Source organism: Companilactobacillus nuruki, from assembly GCF_002872255.1.
Classification (GTDB): domain Bacteria; phylum Bacillota; class Bacilli; order Lactobacillales; family Lactobacillaceae; genus Companilactobacillus; species Companilactobacillus nuruki.
Map to the genome: position 1 here is coordinate 104,989 of NZ_NIPR01000052.1, position 20,315 is coordinate 125,303.

Annotated in this window: 19 protein-coding genes; 4 read left to right on the forward strand and 15 right to left on the reverse strand. The window is 35.0% G+C overall.

Translation table 11 applies throughout. The annotated features are described in order from the left end of the window. Positions 1-76: 76 nt before the first annotated feature. From CBP76_RS10970 to CBP76_RS10985, 4 genes are all read right to left on the reverse strand, one after another. The gene (locus CBP76_RS10970; protein WP_102196902.1) at positions 77-1,357 is read right to left on the reverse strand and encodes a UDP-N-acetylglucosamine 1-carboxyvinyltransferase; all 1,281 of its coding nucleotides are present in this window, start codon (positions 1,355-1,357) and stop codon (positions 77-79) included. Positions 1,358-1,399: 42 nt separating this feature from the next. Further along, positions 1,400-3,013 carry a CTP synthase gene (locus tag CBP76_RS10975; RefSeq protein WP_102196903.1) on the reverse strand — a complete coding sequence of 538 codons (1,614 nt, stop codon included), beginning with the start codon at positions 3,011-3,013 and terminating at the stop codon, positions 1,400-1,402. Positions 3,014-3,181: 168 nt separating this feature from the next. After that, positions 3,182-3,841: a DNA-directed RNA polymerase subunit delta gene (rpoE, locus tag CBP76_RS10980; protein WP_102196904.1), complete on the reverse strand. Its 660-nt coding sequence runs from the start codon at positions 3,839-3,841 to the stop codon at positions 3,182-3,184. Between the two features lie 46 nt (positions 3,842-3,887). Next, positions 3,888-4,328 (reverse strand): YwiB family protein, encoded by a 441-nt coding sequence (locus CBP76_RS10985; RefSeq protein ID WP_102196905.1) that lies wholly within the window; start codon positions 4,326-4,328, stop codon positions 3,888-3,890. Positions 4,329-4,383: 55 nt separating this feature from the next. Between CBP76_RS10985 and CBP76_RS10990 the strand changes: the two genes are divergently transcribed. From CBP76_RS10990 to mscL, 4 genes are all read left to right on the forward strand, one after another. Beyond that, positions 4,384-5,196 carry a lipoate--protein ligase family protein gene (locus CBP76_RS10990; RefSeq protein WP_102196906.1) on the forward strand — a complete coding sequence of 271 codons (813 nt, stop codon included), beginning with the start codon at positions 4,384-4,386 and terminating at the stop codon, positions 5,194-5,196. 1 nt (position 5,197) lies between these two features. Beyond that, complete coding sequence (locus tag CBP76_RS10995) at positions 5,198-6,541, forward strand: HD domain-containing protein (RefSeq protein WP_102196907.1); 1,344 nt, start codon at positions 5,198-5,200, stop codon at positions 6,539-6,541. Between the two features lie 115 nt (positions 6,542-6,656). Further along, on the forward strand, positions 6,657-8,336 hold the full coding sequence (locus CBP76_RS11000; protein WP_102196908.1) for a glycerol-3-phosphate dehydrogenase/oxidase: 1,680 nt from the start codon (positions 6,657-6,659) through the stop codon (positions 8,334-8,336). Positions 8,337-8,479: 143 nt separating this feature from the next. After that, positions 8,480-8,890, forward strand: a complete 411-nt coding sequence (gene mscL, locus CBP76_RS11005; RefSeq protein ID WP_102196909.1) for a large conductance mechanosensitive channel protein MscL — start codon at positions 8,480-8,482, stop codon at positions 8,888-8,890. Positions 8,891-8,992: 102 nt separating this feature from the next. Here the strand turns inward: mscL and CBP76_RS11010 are convergent, their stop codons facing one another. The 11 genes from CBP76_RS11010 to CBP76_RS11060 all read right to left on the reverse strand — a co-directional run bounded on the left by CBP76_RS11010 (position 8,993) and on the right by CBP76_RS11060 (position 20,292). Beyond that, the gene (locus tag CBP76_RS11010) at positions 8,993-10,024 is read right to left on the reverse strand and encodes a hypothetical protein (protein ID WP_166667259.1); all 1,032 of its coding nucleotides are present in this window, start codon (positions 10,022-10,024) and stop codon (positions 8,993-8,995) included. A gap of 209 nt (positions 10,025-10,233) precedes the next feature. Further along, on the reverse strand, positions 10,234-11,136 hold the full coding sequence (locus CBP76_RS11015; protein WP_102196911.1) for a peptidylprolyl isomerase: 903 nt from the start codon (positions 11,134-11,136) through the stop codon (positions 10,234-10,236). Between the two features lie 198 nt (positions 11,137-11,334). Beyond that, entirely contained in the window at positions 11,335-12,318 is a 984-nt protein-coding gene (locus CBP76_RS11020; RefSeq protein WP_102196912.1) for a ribose-phosphate diphosphokinase, read from the reverse strand. Between the two features lie 14 nt (positions 12,319-12,332). Further along, positions 12,333-13,721 carry a bifunctional UDP-N-acetylglucosamine diphosphorylase/glucosamine-1-phosphate N-acetyltransferase GlmU gene (gene glmU, locus CBP76_RS11025; RefSeq protein WP_102196913.1) on the reverse strand — a complete coding sequence of 463 codons (1,389 nt, stop codon included), beginning with the start codon at positions 13,719-13,721 and terminating at the stop codon, positions 12,333-12,335. A 74-nt stretch (positions 13,722-13,795) separates the two neighbouring features. Then, positions 13,796-14,638, reverse strand: a complete 843-nt coding sequence (gene purR / locus CBP76_RS11030) for a pur operon repressor (RefSeq protein ID WP_102196914.1) — start codon at positions 14,636-14,638, stop codon at positions 13,796-13,798. A 314-nt stretch (positions 14,639-14,952) separates the two neighbouring features. After that, positions 14,953-15,237: a Veg family protein gene (locus CBP76_RS11035; RefSeq protein ID WP_102196915.1), complete on the reverse strand. Its 285-nt coding sequence runs from the start codon at positions 15,235-15,237 to the stop codon at positions 14,953-14,955. 75 nt (positions 15,238-15,312) lie between these two features. Continuing rightward, positions 15,313-16,194, reverse strand: coding sequence for a 16S rRNA (adenine(1518)-N(6)/adenine(1519)-N(6))-dimethyltransferase RsmA (rsmA, locus tag CBP76_RS11040; protein WP_102196916.1), 882 nt, complete (start codon positions 16,192-16,194; stop codon positions 15,313-15,315). Continuing rightward, the gene (gene rnmV, locus CBP76_RS11045) at positions 16,181-16,762 is read right to left on the reverse strand and encodes a ribonuclease M5 (protein ID WP_102196917.1); all 582 of its coding nucleotides are present in this window, start codon (positions 16,760-16,762) and stop codon (positions 16,181-16,183) included. Before rnmV ends, rsmA begins: the two co-directional genes overlap by 14 nt. 2 nt (positions 16,763-16,764) lie before the next feature. Then, positions 16,765-17,526, reverse strand: a complete 762-nt coding sequence (locus CBP76_RS11050; protein WP_102196918.1) for a TatD family hydrolase — start codon at positions 17,524-17,526, stop codon at positions 16,765-16,767. Then, positions 17,526-19,544, reverse strand: coding sequence for a methionine--tRNA ligase (gene metG, locus CBP76_RS11055; RefSeq protein ID WP_102196919.1), 2,019 nt, complete (start codon positions 19,542-19,544; stop codon positions 17,526-17,528). Before metG ends, CBP76_RS11050 begins: the two co-directional genes overlap by 1 nt. A gap of 46 nt (positions 19,545-19,590) precedes the next feature. Further along, the gene (locus CBP76_RS11060) at positions 19,591-20,292 is read right to left on the reverse strand and encodes an NAD-dependent protein deacylase (RefSeq protein ID WP_166667262.1); all 702 of its coding nucleotides are present in this window, start codon (positions 20,290-20,292) and stop codon (positions 19,591-19,593) included. Positions 20,293-20,315 lie beyond the last annotated feature (23 nt).

Below are 20,315 nucleotides of genomic sequence, written 5' to 3' on the forward strand. Positions count from 1 at the left end.
TGAACTTAATTTCTCAACGGCGCACTTCCTTTCTTGTTTTAAACTATGATTAATCTATCAGGTTAATTCAACTATGTCAAGATTCTATTAAATCATCTTCACCAATCAATTTAACGTCTGCACCCAGACAATGTAATTTCCAAACGACTTGATCATAGCCACGTAATATATTTTCAGCATGATCAATTACAGTTTGTCCATCGGCCAACAATCCAGCAATCATTAAACATGCCCCAGCTCTGATTTCATCTGCGGAAACATTTGCACCCTTTAATTTAGCACCACCATGAACAAAAATTAAATCATTTTCACTAGTGATATCTGCGCCCATCTTTGTCAATTGAGCAATATGTTTAACTCGTTTTGGATAGATGGTATCAATAACCATTGCTTCACCATTAGCTTTCATTAACAACGGAGTGATCGGTTGCTGTAAGTCTGTGGCAAAGCCCGGATATGGCATTGTTTTTATATTAACAGCTTTTAATTCAGTAGAAGGTTTAACGTAAATACTATCTTCACCAACTTCTAAATTAACGCCCATTTCATCCAACTTAGCCAAAAAAGCATCCAAATGTTCACTGATAATATTTTTAATTAAAATCCCACCACCATTAGCAGCAGCCAAACTTAAATATGTTCCTGCTTCAATTCGATCAGGAATGATTGTATGAGCGTTATTTGAACGTAAGGTATCAACACCTTCAATACGAATTGTTTCAGTCCCTACACCACGTATAACGGCTCCCATGTTATTTAAAAAAGTAGCTAGATCAATAATTTCTGGTTCTTTAGCAGCATTTTCAATTACTGTTGTTCCTTTAGCCTTTACTGCTGCCAAAATAACATTAATTGTTGCACCAACTGAAACCATATCCAAAAAGATTTTAGCTCCCTTAAGGCCTTCTTCAGGAGTCGTAATAATGATTTGCCCATGTTTGTTCTCAACGTGTGCACCTAATGCTTCAAATCCCTTGATATGTTGATCAATAGGACGTGGTCCAATATCGTCTCCGCCAGGAAAACCAACTACAGCTTTACCAAATCTTCCTAGCATAGCACCCATAAAATAATATGAGGCTCTCAAACTGCTTACTTTACCACTTGGTAATTCAGCAAATTGGATCGCAGTCGGATCAATTCGCAATACATCATTATTCATTTCTGAAGTAACGTTCATATCTTTCAAAATAGAACGTAAGTTTTTTACATCTCTAATTTGGGGAACAGAATCTAGCACTACAGGTGTATCCGATAAAATGGCTGCAGGAATCAAGGCTACGGTACTGTTTTTAGCACCACCGATTGTCACTTCACCCGATAATTTCTTTCCACCGTTGATTACAAGTTTTTGCATAAGCTTTTTCCTAACTATATTTAACTACTTCAAAAAGAAAGACTATAAAGCGTCTTCCTCAAGGCCTGAAGCTGCACCAATAAATCCTTTAAACAAGCCTTCTGGTTTAGTTGGTCTTGATAAGAATTCTGGATGATATTGAGCAGCAACGAAGAATTTATTCTTAGGATTTTCAATAACTTCAACCAAACGATTATCTGGTGAAACTCCTGAGAATACCAAGCCTAAATCTTCAAATTGTTTGCGATATTCATTGTTAAATTCAAATCTGTGACGATGTCTTTCTTGAATTACTGATTGATTATCATAAACTGAAGCAGCTTTTGAGCCTTCCTTTAGTTTACATGGATATGCACCTAAACGTAAAGTACCTCCAAGATCTTCAACATCTTTTTTATCTGCCATAATATCAATAATCTTGTGTGCCGCATTCTCATCAACTTCACCAGTTGTAGCATCCTTGATACCAGCGACATTTCTAGCAAATTCGATACTTGCCATTTGCATACCTAAACAAATTCCAAGATATGGAACATCGTGTTCACGTGCATACTTGATAGTTGTAATCATGCCTTCAAGACCGCGATCACCAAAACCACCTGGCACTAGAATACCATCAGAATCTTTTAAATAATCAGCCACATTATCTTCAGTAATAAGATCAGCTGAAACCTTTTCTAGCTCTATCTCTGTATTATAAGCATATCCAGCTGAGCGAAGCGCCTCTGTTACAGAAATGTAAGCATCTTGTAATTTTGTATATTTACCAACCAAAGTAATCTTTGTCTTATGTTTTAAGTTGTGAACACGATCAACTAACTTATTCCAATCAGTCATATCGGCTTCTTTAGTTTCTAAATGTAAGTAACGACAAACAATATCATCAAAGTTTTGAGCTTGTAGATTCAAAGGAATGTCATACAATGAACTAGCATCGCGTGATTCAATAACTGCTTCTGAATCAACATCACAAAATGATGCTATCTTATCTTTCATATTTTGTGGCATTGGCATTTCTGTACGAACAACCAAAATATTTGGCTGAATACCAATTCCACGTAATTCCTTAACACTGTGTTGTGTTGGTTTTGTTTTCATCTCGCCCGCAGCTTTCAAGTAAGGAACCAATGATGTATGAATATATACAACATTTTCTGAACCAACTTCTGCTTTCATTTGACGCAAGGCTTCTAGGAATGGTTGTGACTCAATATCACCAACAGTTCCACCAATTTCTGTGATAATCACATCTGAATCGGTTGTAGTTGCAGCACGCATAATTTTTTGTTTGATCATATCTGTAATATGTGGAATAACTTGAACAGTTGCACCGTTATAATCACCATGACGTTCGCGACGAATTACTTCGGAATAAATCTTACCCGTTGTAACGTTTGAATATTTATTCAAATCGTTATCGATAAATCTTTCGTAATGTCCTAAATCAAGATCAGTTTCTGTACCATCGTTGGTCACATAAACTTCACCGTGTTGGTAAGGACTCATTGTTCCTGGGTCAACATTAATATAAGGATCGAACTTTTGCATTGTTACTTTAAGGCCACGATTCTTTAAAAGTCTACCAAGGGATGCAGCAACAATTCCCTTACCTAATGATGAAACCACTCCACCTGTAATAAAAATGTATTTAGTCATATTTTCCTCCACATATTGTTTCTAGGGATTTTTTACTCTTACTCACAAAATAAAAAAGTCCCCTATTCAAATGAACAGGGAACTTAAAGTTGTCTATCTAATAGAGCCCGAACTATATAATACCGTGATATGTTCGAGTCGTCAAACTTTTAATTCAAAAAGTTAAACTTATTTTTTGGTGTCATCATCGTCATCATCAATGTCGTCGTCATCATCGTCGTCATCGTCATCTGAAAGATCGATATCTTCATCGTCATCATCTGCATCAAACTCTGATAATTGACCTTCAATACCGTCTTCAAGACTATCATCTTGTTCATCATCATCGTCATCATCAACTGATGTCAAATCAGAATTAGTGAACTTAGATAAATCAGGACCATTATCTGATGAGCCGTCACTTTCGTCGTCGTCATCATCCATATCAGTTACACCCAACTCACTGTCGTCATCATAATCAACAACATCATCGTCATCATCTTCACTCAAGAAAGCATTAACCTTTTGAGCTGCCTTGTGAGTATTTTCTGTACCATTATCCTCAGGATGATTTACCTCTTCATCGACTGAATCATATGGATACCACTTACGTAGACCCCAAACATTTTCGCCGAGTGAAAGAAAACTTCCATCATTATTCAAATCTGTATAGAATTGAGGAAGTGCTCTCTTGATCTCTTCGTCAGATTTACCCAAATAATCTTGGATTTCATTAATGATGTCAGAGAAATTCATTACTTCTTTTTTATTTTCGTTAAGAATCTCATATGCAACCTCAATCAATGAGAGTTCGTCTTTGTTTTGATCCTTGAATTTGTCAAACTTCAAACGTGTACACGTCCTTTCGCAGCGTCTTACTTATAATGATATAGGCCTAGGCACTAAAAATCAATCTAAACTTATAATTACCTATTACATTATTGTCGTAAATCAAGTCATAATCAATGTTTATTTTTCCAGAAAGCGGATTACTTTTAAATTCTACTTTAGAATCTTTGGTGAATGTACCCAACGGCATGACTCCATATTCCGTTTCCAAATGACCACTGTTGTGTTCTTGATGAGTAAAATACAGTAATGAGGACAAGTTAGTCGACTTAGCAACCCTTTTAACATGAATTTCTCCATCTTCTGTAACCTTTACTAAAATCGATGCTTTGTCACCATTTTCTAAACTTTCATTAAATCTTAAGTAAATTGATTTGCCCATTTGAGTAAATTTACCTGGTTCAGAAATTTTTGTACGCGTCAATTCCCCGGACTGGAATGTCTCAATATTTAACTCTACATTTACATCAAAGCTATTATTTTCCAATACTTACTGCCTCTACATGATAAAATTATATTAATTAATTAAAAGAAGTGATTAAGTGAACAACACCATTATATTATACGACCAAAAAATAAGCTCTAACAAAGATCTATTAGTTCCATTTTCTGATACTGGAGCTATTTTAAAATTTGTTTCCGAAAATAGTCAACCCGTTATTCATTTTTGGGTGACACCACCAACAGTTATTTTGGGGATGCAAGATAAACGACTGCATAACCTTCAAGCCGGACTAGAAATGCTCTCAGAGAAAAACTATCTTTTTTATTTACGTAATTCTGGTGGGCTTGGTGTGGTAACCGATAATGGAATTCTCAATTGTTCCATTTTTTTACCTGACAAAGATAACCTCCAAATCGACGATGCCTATGAAAAAATGTATTCTTTACTAAGAGATGCATTTTCTGAACAAATCAAAACCGGGGAAATAAAAGATTCATATTGTCCTGGATCATTTGACCTAAGTATTGATGGAAAAAAATTTGCTGGAATATCACAGCGACGCACTGGTAATGCGGTAGCCATAATGGCTTATATTAGTATCAATGGTAACCAAAAGAAACGCAGTCAACTAATGAAGGATTTTTATGAAATCAGTAATTTTCCTAAACATAACGACTTTTCCTACCCTAATATTAATGTTCATTCCATGGAAAACCTCGATGTTTTATTAAACACTGAATTGACTATTACTGAAGCTAAGCAGAAAATCATCCATGTTTTAAGAAATAATTATACTATTGATCAAAGTGATTTTTTTATTATTAAAAACTCTTTGCCTTATCGAGAGGCTTTCAACAGTACCTTAAAGGGCCTTATTAAACGTAATCAATTCTTACTGGAGGAAAATTAAAATGGCAGACAATATTGAAATGTTACCGAGAGAAAAAGTTTTTCGTGATCCGATCCATAATTACATCCACATTCAACATAAAGTTATTTTGGACTTGATTAATACTAAAGAATTCCAACGCTTAAGAAGAGTTAAACAACTGGGGACATCATCGTTTACCTTCCAAGGAGCTGAACATTCACGTTTTACCCATTGCATGGGAGTCTATGAAATCACCCGTCAAATTTGTGATAATTTTCAACGTAACTATCCTTCAAAAGAATCAGATGATGGCCTTTGGAATGATAACGAACGCTTAGTTGCATTATGTGCAGCCTTACTGCATGATGTCGGTCACGGAGCTTACTCACACACATTTGAGCATATTTTCAAAACCGATCATGAAATGTGGACTCAAAAAATAATCACTTCACCTAAAACCGAGATTAACGCTGTCTTACGTCAAGTAGCCTCTGACTTTCCAGAAAGAGTCGCCAGTGTAATTGCTCATACATATCCCAATCCTCAAGTCGTACAAATGATTTCAAGTCAAGTTGACGCCGATCGAATGGATTATCTTTTACGTGACGCTTACTTTACTGGTACCAAATATGGAATGTTCGATCTAACTAGGATTCTTCGAGTAATGAGGCCATATGCTGGTGGTATTGCTTTTGATAACGATGGTATGCATGCTGTTGAGGATTACATTCTCAGCCGTTTTCAAATGTATCAACAAGTCTATTTTCATCCTGTGTCACGTGGTATGGAGGTCGTACTTACTAAACTATTACAACGTGCTAAAGATCTCTATGAACATAATCATATGAACGGGTTTGAGATGCCTAGTCTATTAGTTTCATTTTTTGAAAACAAAGTTACCATTGATGATTATTTATTATTAGACGATGGAATTCTTAATACTTATTTTACTCTCTGGCAAAGTTACCCTGATGAAATTTTAAAAGATTTAGCTTATCGTTTCTTATCTCGTAAACCTTTCAAATCAGCTGAGTACGATCACACTACCAAACATTTGCTACCAGACTTATCAGAAATTGTTGAAAGTGTTGGCTTTGACAAAAACTATTACACTGCTACCAATACTAGTTACGATCTACCATATGACGTCTATAACCCTAATTCCAATAAAAGTCGTACTCAAATCGAAATCATGCAAGATGATGGTTCCTTGATCGAATTGTCGACCATCAGTCGATTGGTAAACGCCTTGACCGGTAAAATACTTGGCGATGAACGTTTTTATTTCCCTAAATCAATGTTAACCCAACCGGCAGATGACATCTTCAATGAAAAATATACTGAATTTCAAAAACATATTCACAATGACAAAATCGTTCAATAAAACGTTTACAACCACTCTGGTATTTTATTAAAATGGAATTGATACATAATTAATGCAATTCCCAGATAATCAGATTATGCTTATTCTACTAAATGAATAAAGAGTGGAGGATATCATGAAAGAATTTTCAGACAAAACTAGATCCAATAATTTACAGGTAATGCAAGACCAAGTGCTTGACCTATTAGTTATCGGTGGTGGCATCACAGGTAGCGGTATTGCACTTGATGCACAAACCAGAGATATTCAAACTGGCTTAATTGAAATGCGTGATTTTGCTTCTGGTACCTCTAGTCGTTCTACAAAACTAGTTCATGGTGGTTTACGTTATCTAAAACAAGCTGCTATCAAGGAAGTCCACGAAGTTGGAAGTGAACGTGCTATTGTTTACAATAATGCTCCTCAAATCACTACTCCATTGAAAATGATGCTTCCATTTTATGCAGATGGAACTTTTGGTCCCTTCTCAACTGCTATCGGACTAGATGTTTATGATCGCTTAGCCGAGGTAAAACATTCTGAAAGAAAGTATATGTTAAACTCTCATGACACTCTCGAACGTGAACCGTATCTAAAGGGTGAAAATCTTAAAGGATCAGGAGTTTATGTTGAGTATCGCACTGACGATGCTAGATTAACATTAGAGGTTCTAAAAAAGGCCAATGAACTGGGAGCTTTGATTGCTAACTATGTCAAAGCAACTGGTCTTTTATATGATAAGGATAACCAAATCTGCGGTGTTATCTTCAAAAACTTAATTGATGGTACTACTGGTGAAATTCACGCTAAAAAAGTTATCAATGCCTGTGGACCGTGGGTTGATGAAATTAGAGAAATGGACAACTCTAATCATGGCAAGCATCTACACTTAACCAAGGGCGTGCATTTAGTCATTGATCATGAAAAGTTTCCTATTTCAAATTCGGTTTATTTTGATACCCCCTTCCATGATGGTCGAATGATGTTTGCCATTCCTCGCGAAGGTAAAACTTATATAGGAACAACCGATACTACCTGGACCGAAGACCCTAAAGAGCCAAATATAACTGCAACAGACGTTACATACATTCTTGCAGCTGCAAATCAAATGTTTGATTTACCACAATATTTAACACCTGATGATGTTGAGAGTGGTTGGTCTGGGGTACGTCCTTTGATTCAAGAAGAGGGTAAATCTCCATCCGAGATTTCTCGTAAAGATGAAATTTTTCAATCAAACTCCGGACTATTATCAATTGCTGGTGGTAAGTTGACAGGGTATCGGAAAATGGCTGAAAAAATTGTCGACCGCGTGGCCCAACAATTAACAATTGACTCCAATTACGAATACAAACCTACTATCACAAAAAATCTTTCCCTTTCTGGTGGCGATGATGGTTGGATGGAATTCTTCGATTCTAAAGTTCATGAGGGAATAATCAATTATGATCTCGAACGTAGCGATGCCGAAAAGTTGGTTCAAAGATACGGTTCAAATGTGGACGATATTTTTGAATTATTGCCTGATACAAAAACCAAAGCCCGTTTACCAAGAATAGACTGGGCTATGTTGATGTATGGACTACAAGCTGAAATGGTTGAACATCCTATTGATTATTTACTTCGTCGCAGTAGCCAAATGCTATTTGATATTAATCATATGAAATCTATCAAAACACCCGTAATTGACTGCATGGCTAAATATTATGATTGGTCTGATGAGACAAAACAGGAAATGACTGATGAAGTTAACCAAAAACTTGCTTTAACTGACATAAGCTCTATAAAAAAGAAATATCACACGCTTAATAAATAACCGTTTTGAAATTAAAGATTTGTTGCTAGCTTATTAAATATCAAATAAATATCTGATACTGACTTTAAAATTTTCTGAATTATAGTAAAGTTATCTTTGTACTTTGAAAAAGGTAATTTATCAATGAAGGAGATTTGGCGAGAATGTTTAAGGAATTTCAAGAATTTATTTCCCGTGGTACTGTTGTTGACTTAGCTGTCGGTGTTATCGTTGGTGCTGCTTTTAATAATTTAGTATCAGCGATTACCACTTATCTCTTAAATCCGCTAATCGGACTCTTTATTGGGCAAATTGATCTATCAGATATGAAATTCCAAGTATTAGGTGCAAACTTTTTAATCGGTGATTTCGTTAATGCTTTAATCAATTTCTTAATCATTATGTTTGTTGTCTTTTTAATTGTTAAGATGATGAATAAAATGCGCCGCGATGGTTCACGTAGTAAATTTGATCAAAACGGTGAGGAGATTCCCGATCCACAAACTGAATATTTGCAACAAATTCGTGACTTATTAAGATACCAACAAAGAAATAATAACGACAGAAGATATTAGGTTTTGAATATAAAAAAAACACAACTTGTTTTGTTTAAAATAAGTTGTGTTTTTTTATATTTAGATTGGAACAAAAATTTTAAATAATTTTTCTATAAACTATCACAGCAATGGTGTGACTACTTTTAAATCCAATGCTTGTAAGAAACCACTGGTTCCATCAACAACCATTGGAATAACATTGACACTTGGTGCTGCACTAGTTACGTAACTTTCATCTAAAGGCATCATACCATCAATTTTAATATCCAATGCTTTTGGAATTCCTTCAATATGGATCTTGTTATCAATTTCTGGAGTTTTGACTACATCATCACAGATCTTATGAACATAGATCAAACTAACTTTGCTCTCGCCATTAATCAAGCCGCTCATTGTAAAACGATGTCCAGAAATAGTTCCTTTTTTAACAGTTCCAAAAGTAGGATGTAAATCCTCAGGAGCTGTAAAACATTCATGTTCTATTTTCACTTCATCAAATTTGAATCCTAATCTAGCACCCATCTCATAAACACCTGAAACATAGTATGAGGCAATTCCCATCTTTAATTTATCCTGTGGGAATTTGTCTGGGTCCATTCCATAGCCAAAAACTTTTACCCAACTTGAATAATTATGTTGATCATCTTCTCCAGATTGGACAGTGATATTATCAACATGCCCCATCAATCCTGCTAAAACCGTTGGAATATATGAGGCATAGGCTCCTGGCAATAATCCAGTTGGTAAATATGAAACACCATTCTCATTAGCCGTATCATTTATCATCTTGTAAAGATCAGGCGTAGTTACTTGTGAATAATAAATAGGCAAAGTAGTTATTACATTCTTCTTAGCCTTTAGTAATTTACAAATTCCCAAAGCACTAGGTGTAAAACCGCCCTTTTCATCACGAACTAGCGGCGTGTAATCTAAAACTACGTCGGCTTCTAGTTGCAATGCTTTATCAATATCATCTGTCACTGTTATACCGGTTTTATCAAATCCAAATATTTCACCGGCATCTTGACCAATTTTTTTAGGGTCAACATCAACCGCTGCAACTAATTGTAATGACTTCTTTTCCTGAATCATCCTTATAGCTGCCCGACCAACATTACCAAGGCCCCAAACGATAACTTTATACTGTTTCATCATATCACCCCAATTCGACCTAAATGGTCTTATCTATTGCTCATCGTATCACAATATCAAAAGGTGATTAAACATCTTGTTAAGAAATGAATCAGTTTTTAAATTTTGTCTTTAAATACATAGGAAAATTCCACAGTAATATAAAGTGGCACTTTAATTACAGAAAAAATAAACCATGACAAAACAATCTTATTAATTAAATGTTTAAATTATTTCTTTGATGAAGATGATGACGAAATGAAACCTGAGAGAACATCCTTCAAATTATTATCCTTGATAGAAACATCAGCCCTCTTCAATACTTTAGAAATCACTTTTTGCATAACTGTAGAATCTTGCATCCATGAAGCGTAAATCTTAGATTTAAGTTCAGCAGTGTGATCGCTCATCTTACCCTTAGAAGGTTTCTTAACAAGTTGAATAACACTGTAACCATAACTAGTCTTAACAGGTGTTGATGTATAATCTCCAACCTTATCTAGTTTATATGCAGCTGTCTTAAAGTCGGTATCGATACTTGTACTATCGTTATCAAAGGCAGCCATCTTACCACCCTTGTCCTTTGTAGCTGAATCAGTTGAATATTCTTTAGCTAATTTAGCAAAATCTTCACCGTTTTGAAGTTTTGTAATAACTTCTTTAGCAGTGTCTTCTTTACTTACAAGAATTTGTGCAACTTGAATCTTAGGTTGGTAGCTCTTCCATTCCTTTTTAAGTTGAGCAGTTGTAATTGTCTTGTTCTTCTTCAAAGCAGCTTTTGTAAGAAGATTAAAACGAATCCTCTTCTTAAGTTGAGCAGTTGTCATACCACTTTGTTGAAGAAAAGAGCTGAATGATGAACCATATTGACTCTTTAATTTATTGTATTTATTGTTTACTTCTTTTGCAGATACATCCTTACCATATTGGCCTTCAAGAGCCTTAGTAATGATCATTGTTTGAAATGTTTGCTTACCTGATGAAGAATCTTTCATTTCTTTGTAATATTCTTCTTGGGTAATTCTGCCACCTTTAAGAGTAGCAATGGTCTTGTTACCAGAACAACCAGCAACAACTGATACCATAAATAGGCCAGCAATAGTTAAGATCCATTTAGTTAATCGTTTATTCATTTTTATACATCCTTAATTAATATTTACATTTAAGAAGGGTACCATAAAGTAAGATAAATAATTCATTATTTTATGAAAGAAATCCATAATTGGCACTATGTCTAAAGAACAAAAAAAGGTTCGATGTTGAATTTTTTCAAATTCACATCGAACCTTTTCAATGAAGAGATTGTTTTGTAACAGTCTCCTTTTATATTTTTACTTTTTAGTATTTCTTTCAAAACGAGTATTAAACAATGGACTAACTGGATCGTTATCATGAACACGTTTAATGGCTTCACCAATAAGTGGTCCAACAGAAACCTGAACCATCTTATCAATAATCTTTTCTTTAGGAAGATTAATTGAGTCAGTTACGACTAAGGTCTTAATTGGTGATGCTTCAATTCTTTCAATAGCTGGACCAGAAAGAATTGGATGTGTACAACATGCATAAACTTCAGTAGCTCCGGCATCAATCAATGCTTGGGAAGCTAGAGAAATTGTACCAGCAGTATCGATCATATCATCAATAATAATTGCACGTTTTCCCTCAACATTACCAATAATGTTCATAACCTCAGCAACATTAGCACGAGGTCTACGTTTATCAATAATAGCAATTGGTGTCTTCAAAAATTCAGCTAATTTTCTAGCACGTGTAACACCACCATGATCGGGTGAAACCACAACCGCACCTTCTTCAAGATGATTTGATAAGAAATAGTCAGCCAATAATGGAGCACCCATCAAGTGGTCAACAGGAATATCAAAGAATCCTTGAATTTGTGCAGCATGAAGATCAAGTGCAAGAACACGATCAACACCAGCACGTTCTAACATATTAGCAACCAACTTGGCTGTAATAGGTTCACGTGAACGCGATTTACGGTCTTGTCTAGCGTAACCATAATATGGAATAACAACATTGATGACACTTGCTGAAGCACGTCTTAGTGCATCAACCATGATCAAAAGTTCCATCAAATTGTCGTTAACTGGAGCTGAGGTTGATTGAATCAAGAATACTTCAGCGCCACGAATACTTTCTTCAATATTAATTTGGATTTCACCATCACTAAAACGTGTTACTGATGACTTTCCTAGTGGTACACCCACCTCTTTGGCAATCTTTTCTGCCAAAGGTTTGTTAGAATTCAATGCAAAAATCTTCATTGGTCCTTCGTTATTTTGAAATGACATTTAATTTTTCACCCTTATTTCCAATCTTCACTATTTGATAATGGTAATCTATTCCAAAAATCTTCTTTATTAGTTTGTCTTTGACGTGCAATAGCCATTGCGTGCTTGGGAACGTCATCAGTAATAGTTGAACCAGCTGCAATAAATGAATGATCTGACATTTCTACAGGAGCAACAATATTTGAATTGCTACCAATGAATGAATGATCACCAATATTACTATGCCACTTCTTAACACCATCATAGTTGACAAAAACAACACCACATCCAACGTTAATATCAGTTCCAAGCGTTGCATCACCAACATATGACAAATGTCCTACCTTAGTTCTGTCACCGATTTTAGCATTTTTTATTTCACAGAAATTGCCAATATGGACATCGCGACCAATTTCAGCCTTGGGTCTTAAATGTGAGTTAGGACCAACATTACTGCCTTTATGCATAATGGCATCTTCAATTGTTGAACTGATAACCTCAACATTATCTTGAATTTCAGAATTTGAAATCCTTGATCCCGAACTGATAACACATTCAGATCCAATCGTAGTTTTACCAAAGATTTTAACATTTGGTTCAATAATCGTATCATTGCCAATTTCAACATCTATATCAATATAGGTATTATCCGGATCAACGATTGTAACGCCATCACGCATATGGGCCTCATTGATTCTTCTTTGCATGATCTTTTCTGCTTTAGATAGCGCTACACGATCATTAACACCCATTGATTCACTCAAATCAGCCATTTGATATGCTGAAACTTTCTTGCCTTGTTCTTTAAGCAAAGAAATTACATCTGGCAAATAATATTCACCTTGAGCATTGTTATTCTTAACCTTATGCAAGTTTTCGAATAATAATTGATTATCGAATGCCAAAACGCCTGTATTAATTTCATGAATTTCCTGTTCACTTCTTGAGGCATCTTTTTGTTCAACGATCTTCTCTACATTGCCATTTGCATCACGAACAATTCGACCATAACCAAACGGATCATCCGCATGGGCAGTTAAAATTGTTACAGCAGCTGCTTCCTTCTCATGAAAATCCAAAAGTTTTTCAAAAGTATCAGCTGTAAATAGAGGCGTATCTCCAGTAACAACCAAAGTAATACCCTCTTTACTACCTAGATCTTTCTCAGATTGCAATACAGCATGACCTGTACCCAATTGCTCGGATTGTAAAGCATACTTTGTTCTATCTCCCAGCAAGTCCTTAACTTTATCGGCACCATTGCCAATAATAGTTTCGATCATATCAGGTTTAATTTTTTCAACTTGAGTTAGAACATGATCGACCATAGCCTTACCTGCAACAGGATGCAATACCTTATACAACCTTGACTTCATTCTTGTACCTTTTCCAGCTGCAAGAATTATTACATAACGATTCGACATCAGAAACTCCCTTCAGTCATTCAAATATCCTTATATATAATAGCATTATTATGTATGACTGCTCAATTAAGAATTTACTCAAAATAACTGAAATCGGTATTAGTCAAATAATTACCTGATTCCACATTCAAAATTCTATTTTTTGTATCTATTTTAGTTACCTTAAATATAGATGTGATCTCATCATCGCTGAATTGACTATTTATATTAATGTTTTCAGCGAATACCGTAGCACCAACGAAAATCGCATTAAATTCTGAGATCAAACTACGTAATCCATTGATGGTACCGCCGCCTTTCATAAAATCATCAACAACAAGTACACGTGAGCCTTCATCCAGACTACGTTTTGAAAGCTCCATTTTTTCGACTCTATCACTTGAGCCCGAAGCGTAATTAACACTAATAGTGGAACCTTCTGTAATTTTTGAATCACGTCTAACGATCACAAACGGTATATTCAGAAAGTTTGCAACGCTCTGTGCAATTGGTATACCCTTAGTTGCCACCGTCATAACGACGTCGATTGAACTCTGCGAATATTGAGTAGCAATCATTCTACCAACTGTTCTTAATAATTCTGGATCAGCCAATAAATCGGTCAAATACAAATAACCGCCTGGTAAAATTCGATTAGGTTCAACTAAACGTTTTGACGTATCCTCAACAAATTCGGTTGCTTCTTTCTTAGAAATTCCCGGTGTAAAAATAACTCCACCACCTGCTCCAGGCAATGTTTCAAGAACCCCGATACCCCTGATCATAAAAGTTCTTCTCAAAATACCCAAATCTTCAGATATTGATGACTTTGCTGATTCATAACGATCCGCAAAAAATGCTAAAGAAATCAGTGTATGTGGGCGTTCCAATAAATAGCGCGTCATATCGATTAAACGTTCGCTTCTTCGTGTTTTCATCTTTTTTTCTCCTAAAACATATCTTCCTACAAAATTATAAAGCAAAACAATGAACAATTCATGTTTTTTTGAAAGGAATTCGTATCATTATCCAAACTTCAATATTGTTAGTTTAGTTATAGTGTGAGTTTTAGACAGATTCTTTTGGATCGTATAGCTTGGATATTAGTTTCAAGTCACGTCCATAGCGTTCCAGCCGAATTTCAATTCTTGTGGAAGGCGACAAGTATCTACATCACTAACTAAACTTAAATATAAAATACAAAAAAGAGGTTTGAACTTTTACATTCAAACCTCTTGCTAATGAAATCTTATTATTCAGCCTCTAATTCTGAATCTTCAGTATCAGAATCAGCAACCTCTTCGCTATCAAACTTGATATCGATTGATTTTGTTAATAAATCAGCATAACTATATGAAACTCTTTCAAATGAATTTTCGTTTTGATCAAGATCAACGACAAAAACTGAATGGAACGTTTCTGATAGAGTTCCTCGGCGACGGACAACCTTTTTACGACCTGCTTGTGCAACAATAGTCAAATTCTCACCTAAGTGTGAATCCAAACGACTCTTAATTGTCTTCAATGATGTTGGCATAATAATAATCACTCCTTAGGAGTGAAATTTTACCACGTTTTATTGAAAATTACAATAAAATAATATATTTGTAATCTATTTTTTGCTAAATTCAATCGCCATTTTTTTAAATTGTTCGATAGAAACCTGCTCCCCACGGGCATTTTCCGCAATATCGCATTTTTCAAAAACATTTTTTATTTTTTCACGATTTTCATCTGTCCGACCTAACCAATTTAATAAATTGTTCATTAAACTTTTACGTTTTTGCATGAAAGAAGATCTAATTAATTTATTGAAGAAAACTGGATCTTCAATATCAATCTGATCTTTTGGCAACCGATCCAATACCGCCACAGCTGAATCTACTTTTGGTCTTGGAATAAACGATTTACTACCAACAATTCGATCAATTCTTGCATTCATTTGTGTTTGAACTGCAATTGACAATGAACCATATTCTCTATGCCCCGGATTGGCAGTGATTCTTTCAGCAACTTCCTTTTGCATCATCAAAACTAATGATTGAAATGGATAGTCACTATTAATAAGGTTCAACATAATTGGTGTTGTAATGTAATAAGGAAGATTAGCAACCACTTTAATGGTTTTTCCTTGCAAACCTTTTTCTTCAACAAACTTATCTAAATCAACTTTTAATATATCTTGATTGATAACTTCAATATTATCGTAATATTGCAAAGTATCTGCTAAAACAGGGATTAAATTATCATCAATTTCAAAAGCAAAAACTTTCTCAGCTACTTGAGCTAATTTCTCCGTCAATGCACCGATACCGGGTCCGATTTCAATTGCTATTTCATCAGACTTTAAGCCACTAGCATCAACAATATCGTCCAAAACTTTTTCATTGGTTAAGAAATTTTGTCCTAAACTTTTCTTTGCGCGTAGTTTGTACTTTCGCATAATATCATTGGTACGAATAGGATCAGCAATACTTAATCTATTTTGTGTCATGAGTACTTCCTTTATCAAAATTTTTAACCGCTGCTGCCAAATCACTTGGTGCAACCTGAAACATATTTAGTCGATTTAGAAATTGTTTAGCGTTTGTATAACCAATTTTTAATTCTGATCCAACTGCTAAACGACGCTGTTGCGAATCGCTTTTACCAATTAAACCTAAATTAACCATATCAGTACGATCATACGCTTGAAATCTTTCATTTGTTTTAGTATAAACAGCACTCAGAGCCACTTTAATATCTTCATCTTTGGCATGTTCAATTCCCAAACTGCCATCACTATGTTTAGGAACAGCTTTGCTTCTTGGCAAAAAAGCCTGCAGTGCATCTGGGATGGCTTTTTGAATAATAGTCCGCAGACGATTGCCGTTGAAATCTGGATCAGTGAAAATAATTACTCCACGTTTTTCTTGAGCAATTTTGATTTGTTTGATGGTTTCTTCACTAAGGGCTGAACCCCCAGTTTCTAAAGTATCTATTCCATCTTCTCCAAAGCAATCCTTCAAGCGGTTAGTATCTGACTTGCCTTCTACTACAATAATTTCTTTTATTTTTGTCATAATTATAGATTATACACTTGGTGAGCATTGTTAAAGGTATGTTCTGCAATATCTTCAGGTGAAATATCCTTATACTTAGCAATCGCATCAACAACATATCTAGTATAGGCTGGTTGATTAGCATGCCCGCGATATGGTTCTGGGGTCAAATAAGGAGCATCAGTTTCTACTAATAAACGATCTAGTGGTGTATTTTTAGCTGATTCATGAACCTCAGGAGCATTTTTAAAGGAAACCACGCCACTATATGAAATCCATAATCCTAAATCTAAAAACTTATTCAACCAATTGAGATCTCCATTGAAACTGTGCATGATAATACCAGATTTTGACAAATCATGATCTTTTAAAATTTGATACATGTCATCAAAAGCATCCCGACAATGAATTGAAACTGGCATATTGTATTGCTTAGCGATATCCATTTGCTGAATCAAAACCCCTTTTTGAATCTCCGGAGCTGGATCTTCTTCCCAATGATAATCAAGACCAATCTCACCAATTCCAACTACCTCAGGCAATTTAATCTGATTAACCAGTTGTTCTTCATTATATTCTTTAGCAAATTCTGGATGCCAACCAACTAATGCATGCAATGATTGGTAATTTTGAGCCAAACGAATTGCCTCAATATTGAATTCTTCATTAGAGCCAATTATAGCCATCTCTACAACATCTAATTCTTTAGCATTATCAATGAATTGCTGAGTTTTACCGGCAAAAGCTTCATCATTTAAATGTGTGTGCGTATCAAAAATTTTCATTATCCTAAGATAGCTCCATTTTTATGTGAATTATCAACAATAGCTAGTTTAACTTCGTCGCCCTTTTCAGTTGAAAGTAGCATTCCGTTACTCCATTCGCCAACCATTTTACGTGGTTTCAAATTAATAACTGCTAAGACTTTCTTGCCCACTAATTCTTCATAATTTGGATAGAATTTGTGCATTCCTGAAAGAATTTGACGATCTACTCCAGAACCATCATCTAATTTAAATTGTAATAACTTGTCCGACTTAGGAACTGGTTTAACATCCAAGATTTCTGTTACAACCATCTTAACTTTAGCAAAGTCATCAAATTCGATCTCCTTAGGGAAACCATCATCTGCTTCTTCCTGTGCCTTTGCTTTAGCCTGAGCCGACTTGCTCAATTTACCTGCACCATGTTTAGCTTGTTCTTCAGCCATCTTGCCCTTAATATATTCAACTTCTTCTTTTGCATCAAGACGTGGGAAGATTGGTTCTGGATGTGCTGTGACAGTCTTACCGACAACTGTATCACCAAAATCTAATGATTTGTCATTCTCATAATCTAATCCTAACTGAGCAAACATTTTAACTGGTGCTTGTGTCATAACTGGACTAATCAACAAAGCAATTAAACGCAATGATTCAGCCAAATGACCAAGCACTGACTGTAATTCAGCTTTCTTAGCATCATCTTTAGCAAGTACCCATGGCTGAGTTTCGTCAATATACTTATTAGCACGACTAATGAATGACCAAACACTAGCTAGTGCATCTGGAAATTCAAATTTATCCATATGATTTCTATAATCAGTTAATGTTTCTGTGTATGTCTTTTCAAGGTCTTTATCAAGATCTGTAACAGCCATTGTAGAAACCACTTTGCCATTTTCATACTTATTAATCATAGAAATAGTTCTATTCAAAAGATTTCCTAAATCATTAGCTAAATCATAGTTGATTTTATCGATATAATCTTCGGGAGTGAAGACACCGTCACTACCAAATGGCATTGCACGCATCAAGTAGTAGCGCAACGAATCAAGACCATATCTAGAAACAAGCATTTCTGGATAAACAACATTTCCCTTTGACTTGGACATCTTACCGTCTTTCATCAATAACCAGCCGTGACCGAAAACTTGTTTAGGTAAATCAATTCCTAAAGCCATCAAAATAATTGGCCAGTAAATAGTATGGAATCTAACAATTTCCTTACCAACAAATTGAACATTAGCTGGCCAGTATTTCTTAAATAGTGAATCATCATCACTTTCATAACCAAGTGCCGTGATATAGTTCAACAATGCATCAATCCAAACGTAAACCACGTGTTCTGGATTGCTTGGAATTTGAACTCCCCAATTAAAGGTAGTTCGAGAAATTGCCAAATCTTCAAGACCCGGTTTAATGAAATTATTGATCATTTCATTCTTACGAATCTCTGGTTCAATAAATGTTGGATTATCTTCATAATACTTCAAAAGACGATCCGCATACTTGCTCATTTTAAAGAAATAACAAGGTTCCTTAACTAATTGGACCTCATGACCTGAAGGTGCTTTACCACCAATAACTTTGCCATCTTCATCATGATAGACCTCAGCCATTTGAGATTCTGTAAAATACTCTTCATCATCAACTGAATACCAGCCGGCGTACTCGCCTAAATAAATATCCCCTTGTTTAATTAGACGTTCAATAATATTTTGAACAGCCTTAACATGATAATCATCGGTTGTACGAATGAATTTGTCATTAGAAATATCCAAACTCTTCCAGAGTTCTTTGATGCCTTTAGCCATCATATCAACATATTCTTTAGGTTCCATATGTTTCTCTTCGGCTTTTTGTTCAATTTTTAGACCATGTTCATCTGTCCCTGTTAGGAAAAACACATCATAGCCTTCATTACGTTTGTAACGAGCTAAAGTATCTGCTGCAATTGTTGTATAGGAGTTCCCAATCGTTAATTTTCCTGATGGATAATAAATAGGTGTTGTAATGTAAAAAGTCTTTTTCTCTTCAGTCAATATATTAACCTCCACCGCTTCTAAATTGATATTAAGTATAGCATTTTTATATTTGTGAAAAAACGTTCGTAGCATCATCGCTGATAGCCAGAATTGACGAATCAAGATTTAAATCTTCTTTATTAATGACAACCAATTTAGCCTTCGGTGCACTATATTCTAACAATCCTGCAAAAGGATAAACTTTAAAACTAGTTCCAACGACGACTAACAAATCAGCATTTTGAACCATTAATGCCGCATTTTGAAAGTTGTTAGGATCAATATTCTCTCCATATAAAACTGTTGTACCAGGACGAATAATACCATTATCTTCATGGTGTCTAAAATCCTGTAAATAGTCTTTATAACCAAATTTCTTACCACAAGTTAAACAATGAATATTATCATATAAGTTTCCGTGAAATTCTACGACATTTTTTGCTCCGGCTTTGGTATGAAGTTTATCAACATTTTGAGTAACGATGGCTCCCTTTTCATTACTGATTTCAGCCATCTTTTGATGAATAATATTAGGCTTTGCATTTGGGAAATACATATTATGAACTACAAAATCATGGAATATATCTGGGTGTTCAACTAAGTTATCATGACTCAACATATACTCAGGTGGAAAGTTGTAATTTTTCCTTTTATATAGACCATTTTTAGAACGATAATCAGGAATGCCTGAGGGCACTGACACACCGGCCCCAGTTAGAAAAGTCACAAATTTAGCCTGTTTTAATAAAGTTTTAAATTCTTCGATTCTATCGGTCATAAACTCTGCCT

What these genes read in the sequence shown, in the direction of transcription:
- CBP76_RS10970 (WP_102196902.1), bottom strand. Translation starts at nt 1,357, where the DNA reads ATGCAAAAACTTGTAATCAACGGTGGAAAGAAATTATCGGGTGAAGTG.
- CBP76_RS10975 (WP_102196903.1), bottom strand. Translation starts at nt 3,013, where the DNA reads ATGACTAAATACATTTTTATTACAGGTGGAGTGGTTTCATCATTAGGT.
- CBP76_RS10995 (WP_102196907.1), top strand. Translation starts at nt 5,198, where the DNA reads ATGGCAGACAATATTGAAATGTTACCGAGAGAAAAAGTTTTTCGTGAT.
- CBP76_RS11000 (WP_102196908.1), top strand. Translation starts at nt 6,657, where the DNA reads ATGAAAGAATTTTCAGACAAAACTAGATCCAATAATTTACAGGTAATG.
- mscL (WP_102196909.1), top strand. Translation starts at nt 8,480, where the DNA reads ATGTTTAAGGAATTTCAAGAATTTATTTCCCGTGGTACTGTTGTTGAC.
- CBP76_RS11010 (WP_166667259.1), bottom strand. Translation starts at nt 10,024, where the DNA reads ATGAAACAGTATAAAGTTATCGTTTGGGGCCTTGGTAATGTTGGTCGG.
- CBP76_RS11015 (WP_102196911.1), bottom strand. Translation starts at nt 11,136, where the DNA reads ATGAATAAACGATTAACTAAATGGATCTTAACTATTGCTGGCCTATTT.
- CBP76_RS11020 (WP_102196912.1), bottom strand. Translation starts at nt 12,318, where the DNA reads ATGTCATTTCAAAATAACGAAGGACCAATGAAGATTTTTGCATTGAAT.
- glmU (WP_102196913.1), bottom strand. Translation starts at nt 13,721, where the DNA reads ATGTCGAATCGTTATGTAATAATTCTTGCAGCTGGAAAAGGTACAAGA.
- purR (WP_102196914.1), bottom strand. Translation starts at nt 14,638, where the DNA reads ATGAAAACACGAAGAAGCGAACGTTTAATCGATATGACGCGCTATTTA.
- CBP76_RS11035 (WP_102196915.1), bottom strand. Translation starts at nt 15,237, where the DNA reads ATGCCAACATCATTGAAGACAATTAAGAGTCGTTTGGATTCACACTTA.
- rsmA (WP_102196916.1), bottom strand. Translation starts at nt 16,194, where the DNA reads ATGACACAAAATAGATTAAGTATTGCTGATCCTATTCGTACCAATGAT.
- rnmV (WP_102196917.1), bottom strand. Translation starts at nt 16,762, where the DNA reads ATGACAAAAATAAAAGAAATTATTGTAGTAGAAGGCAAGTCAGATACT.
- CBP76_RS11050 (WP_102196918.1), bottom strand. Translation starts at nt 17,526, where the DNA reads ATGAAAATTTTTGATACGCACACACATTTAAATGATGAAGCTTTTGCC.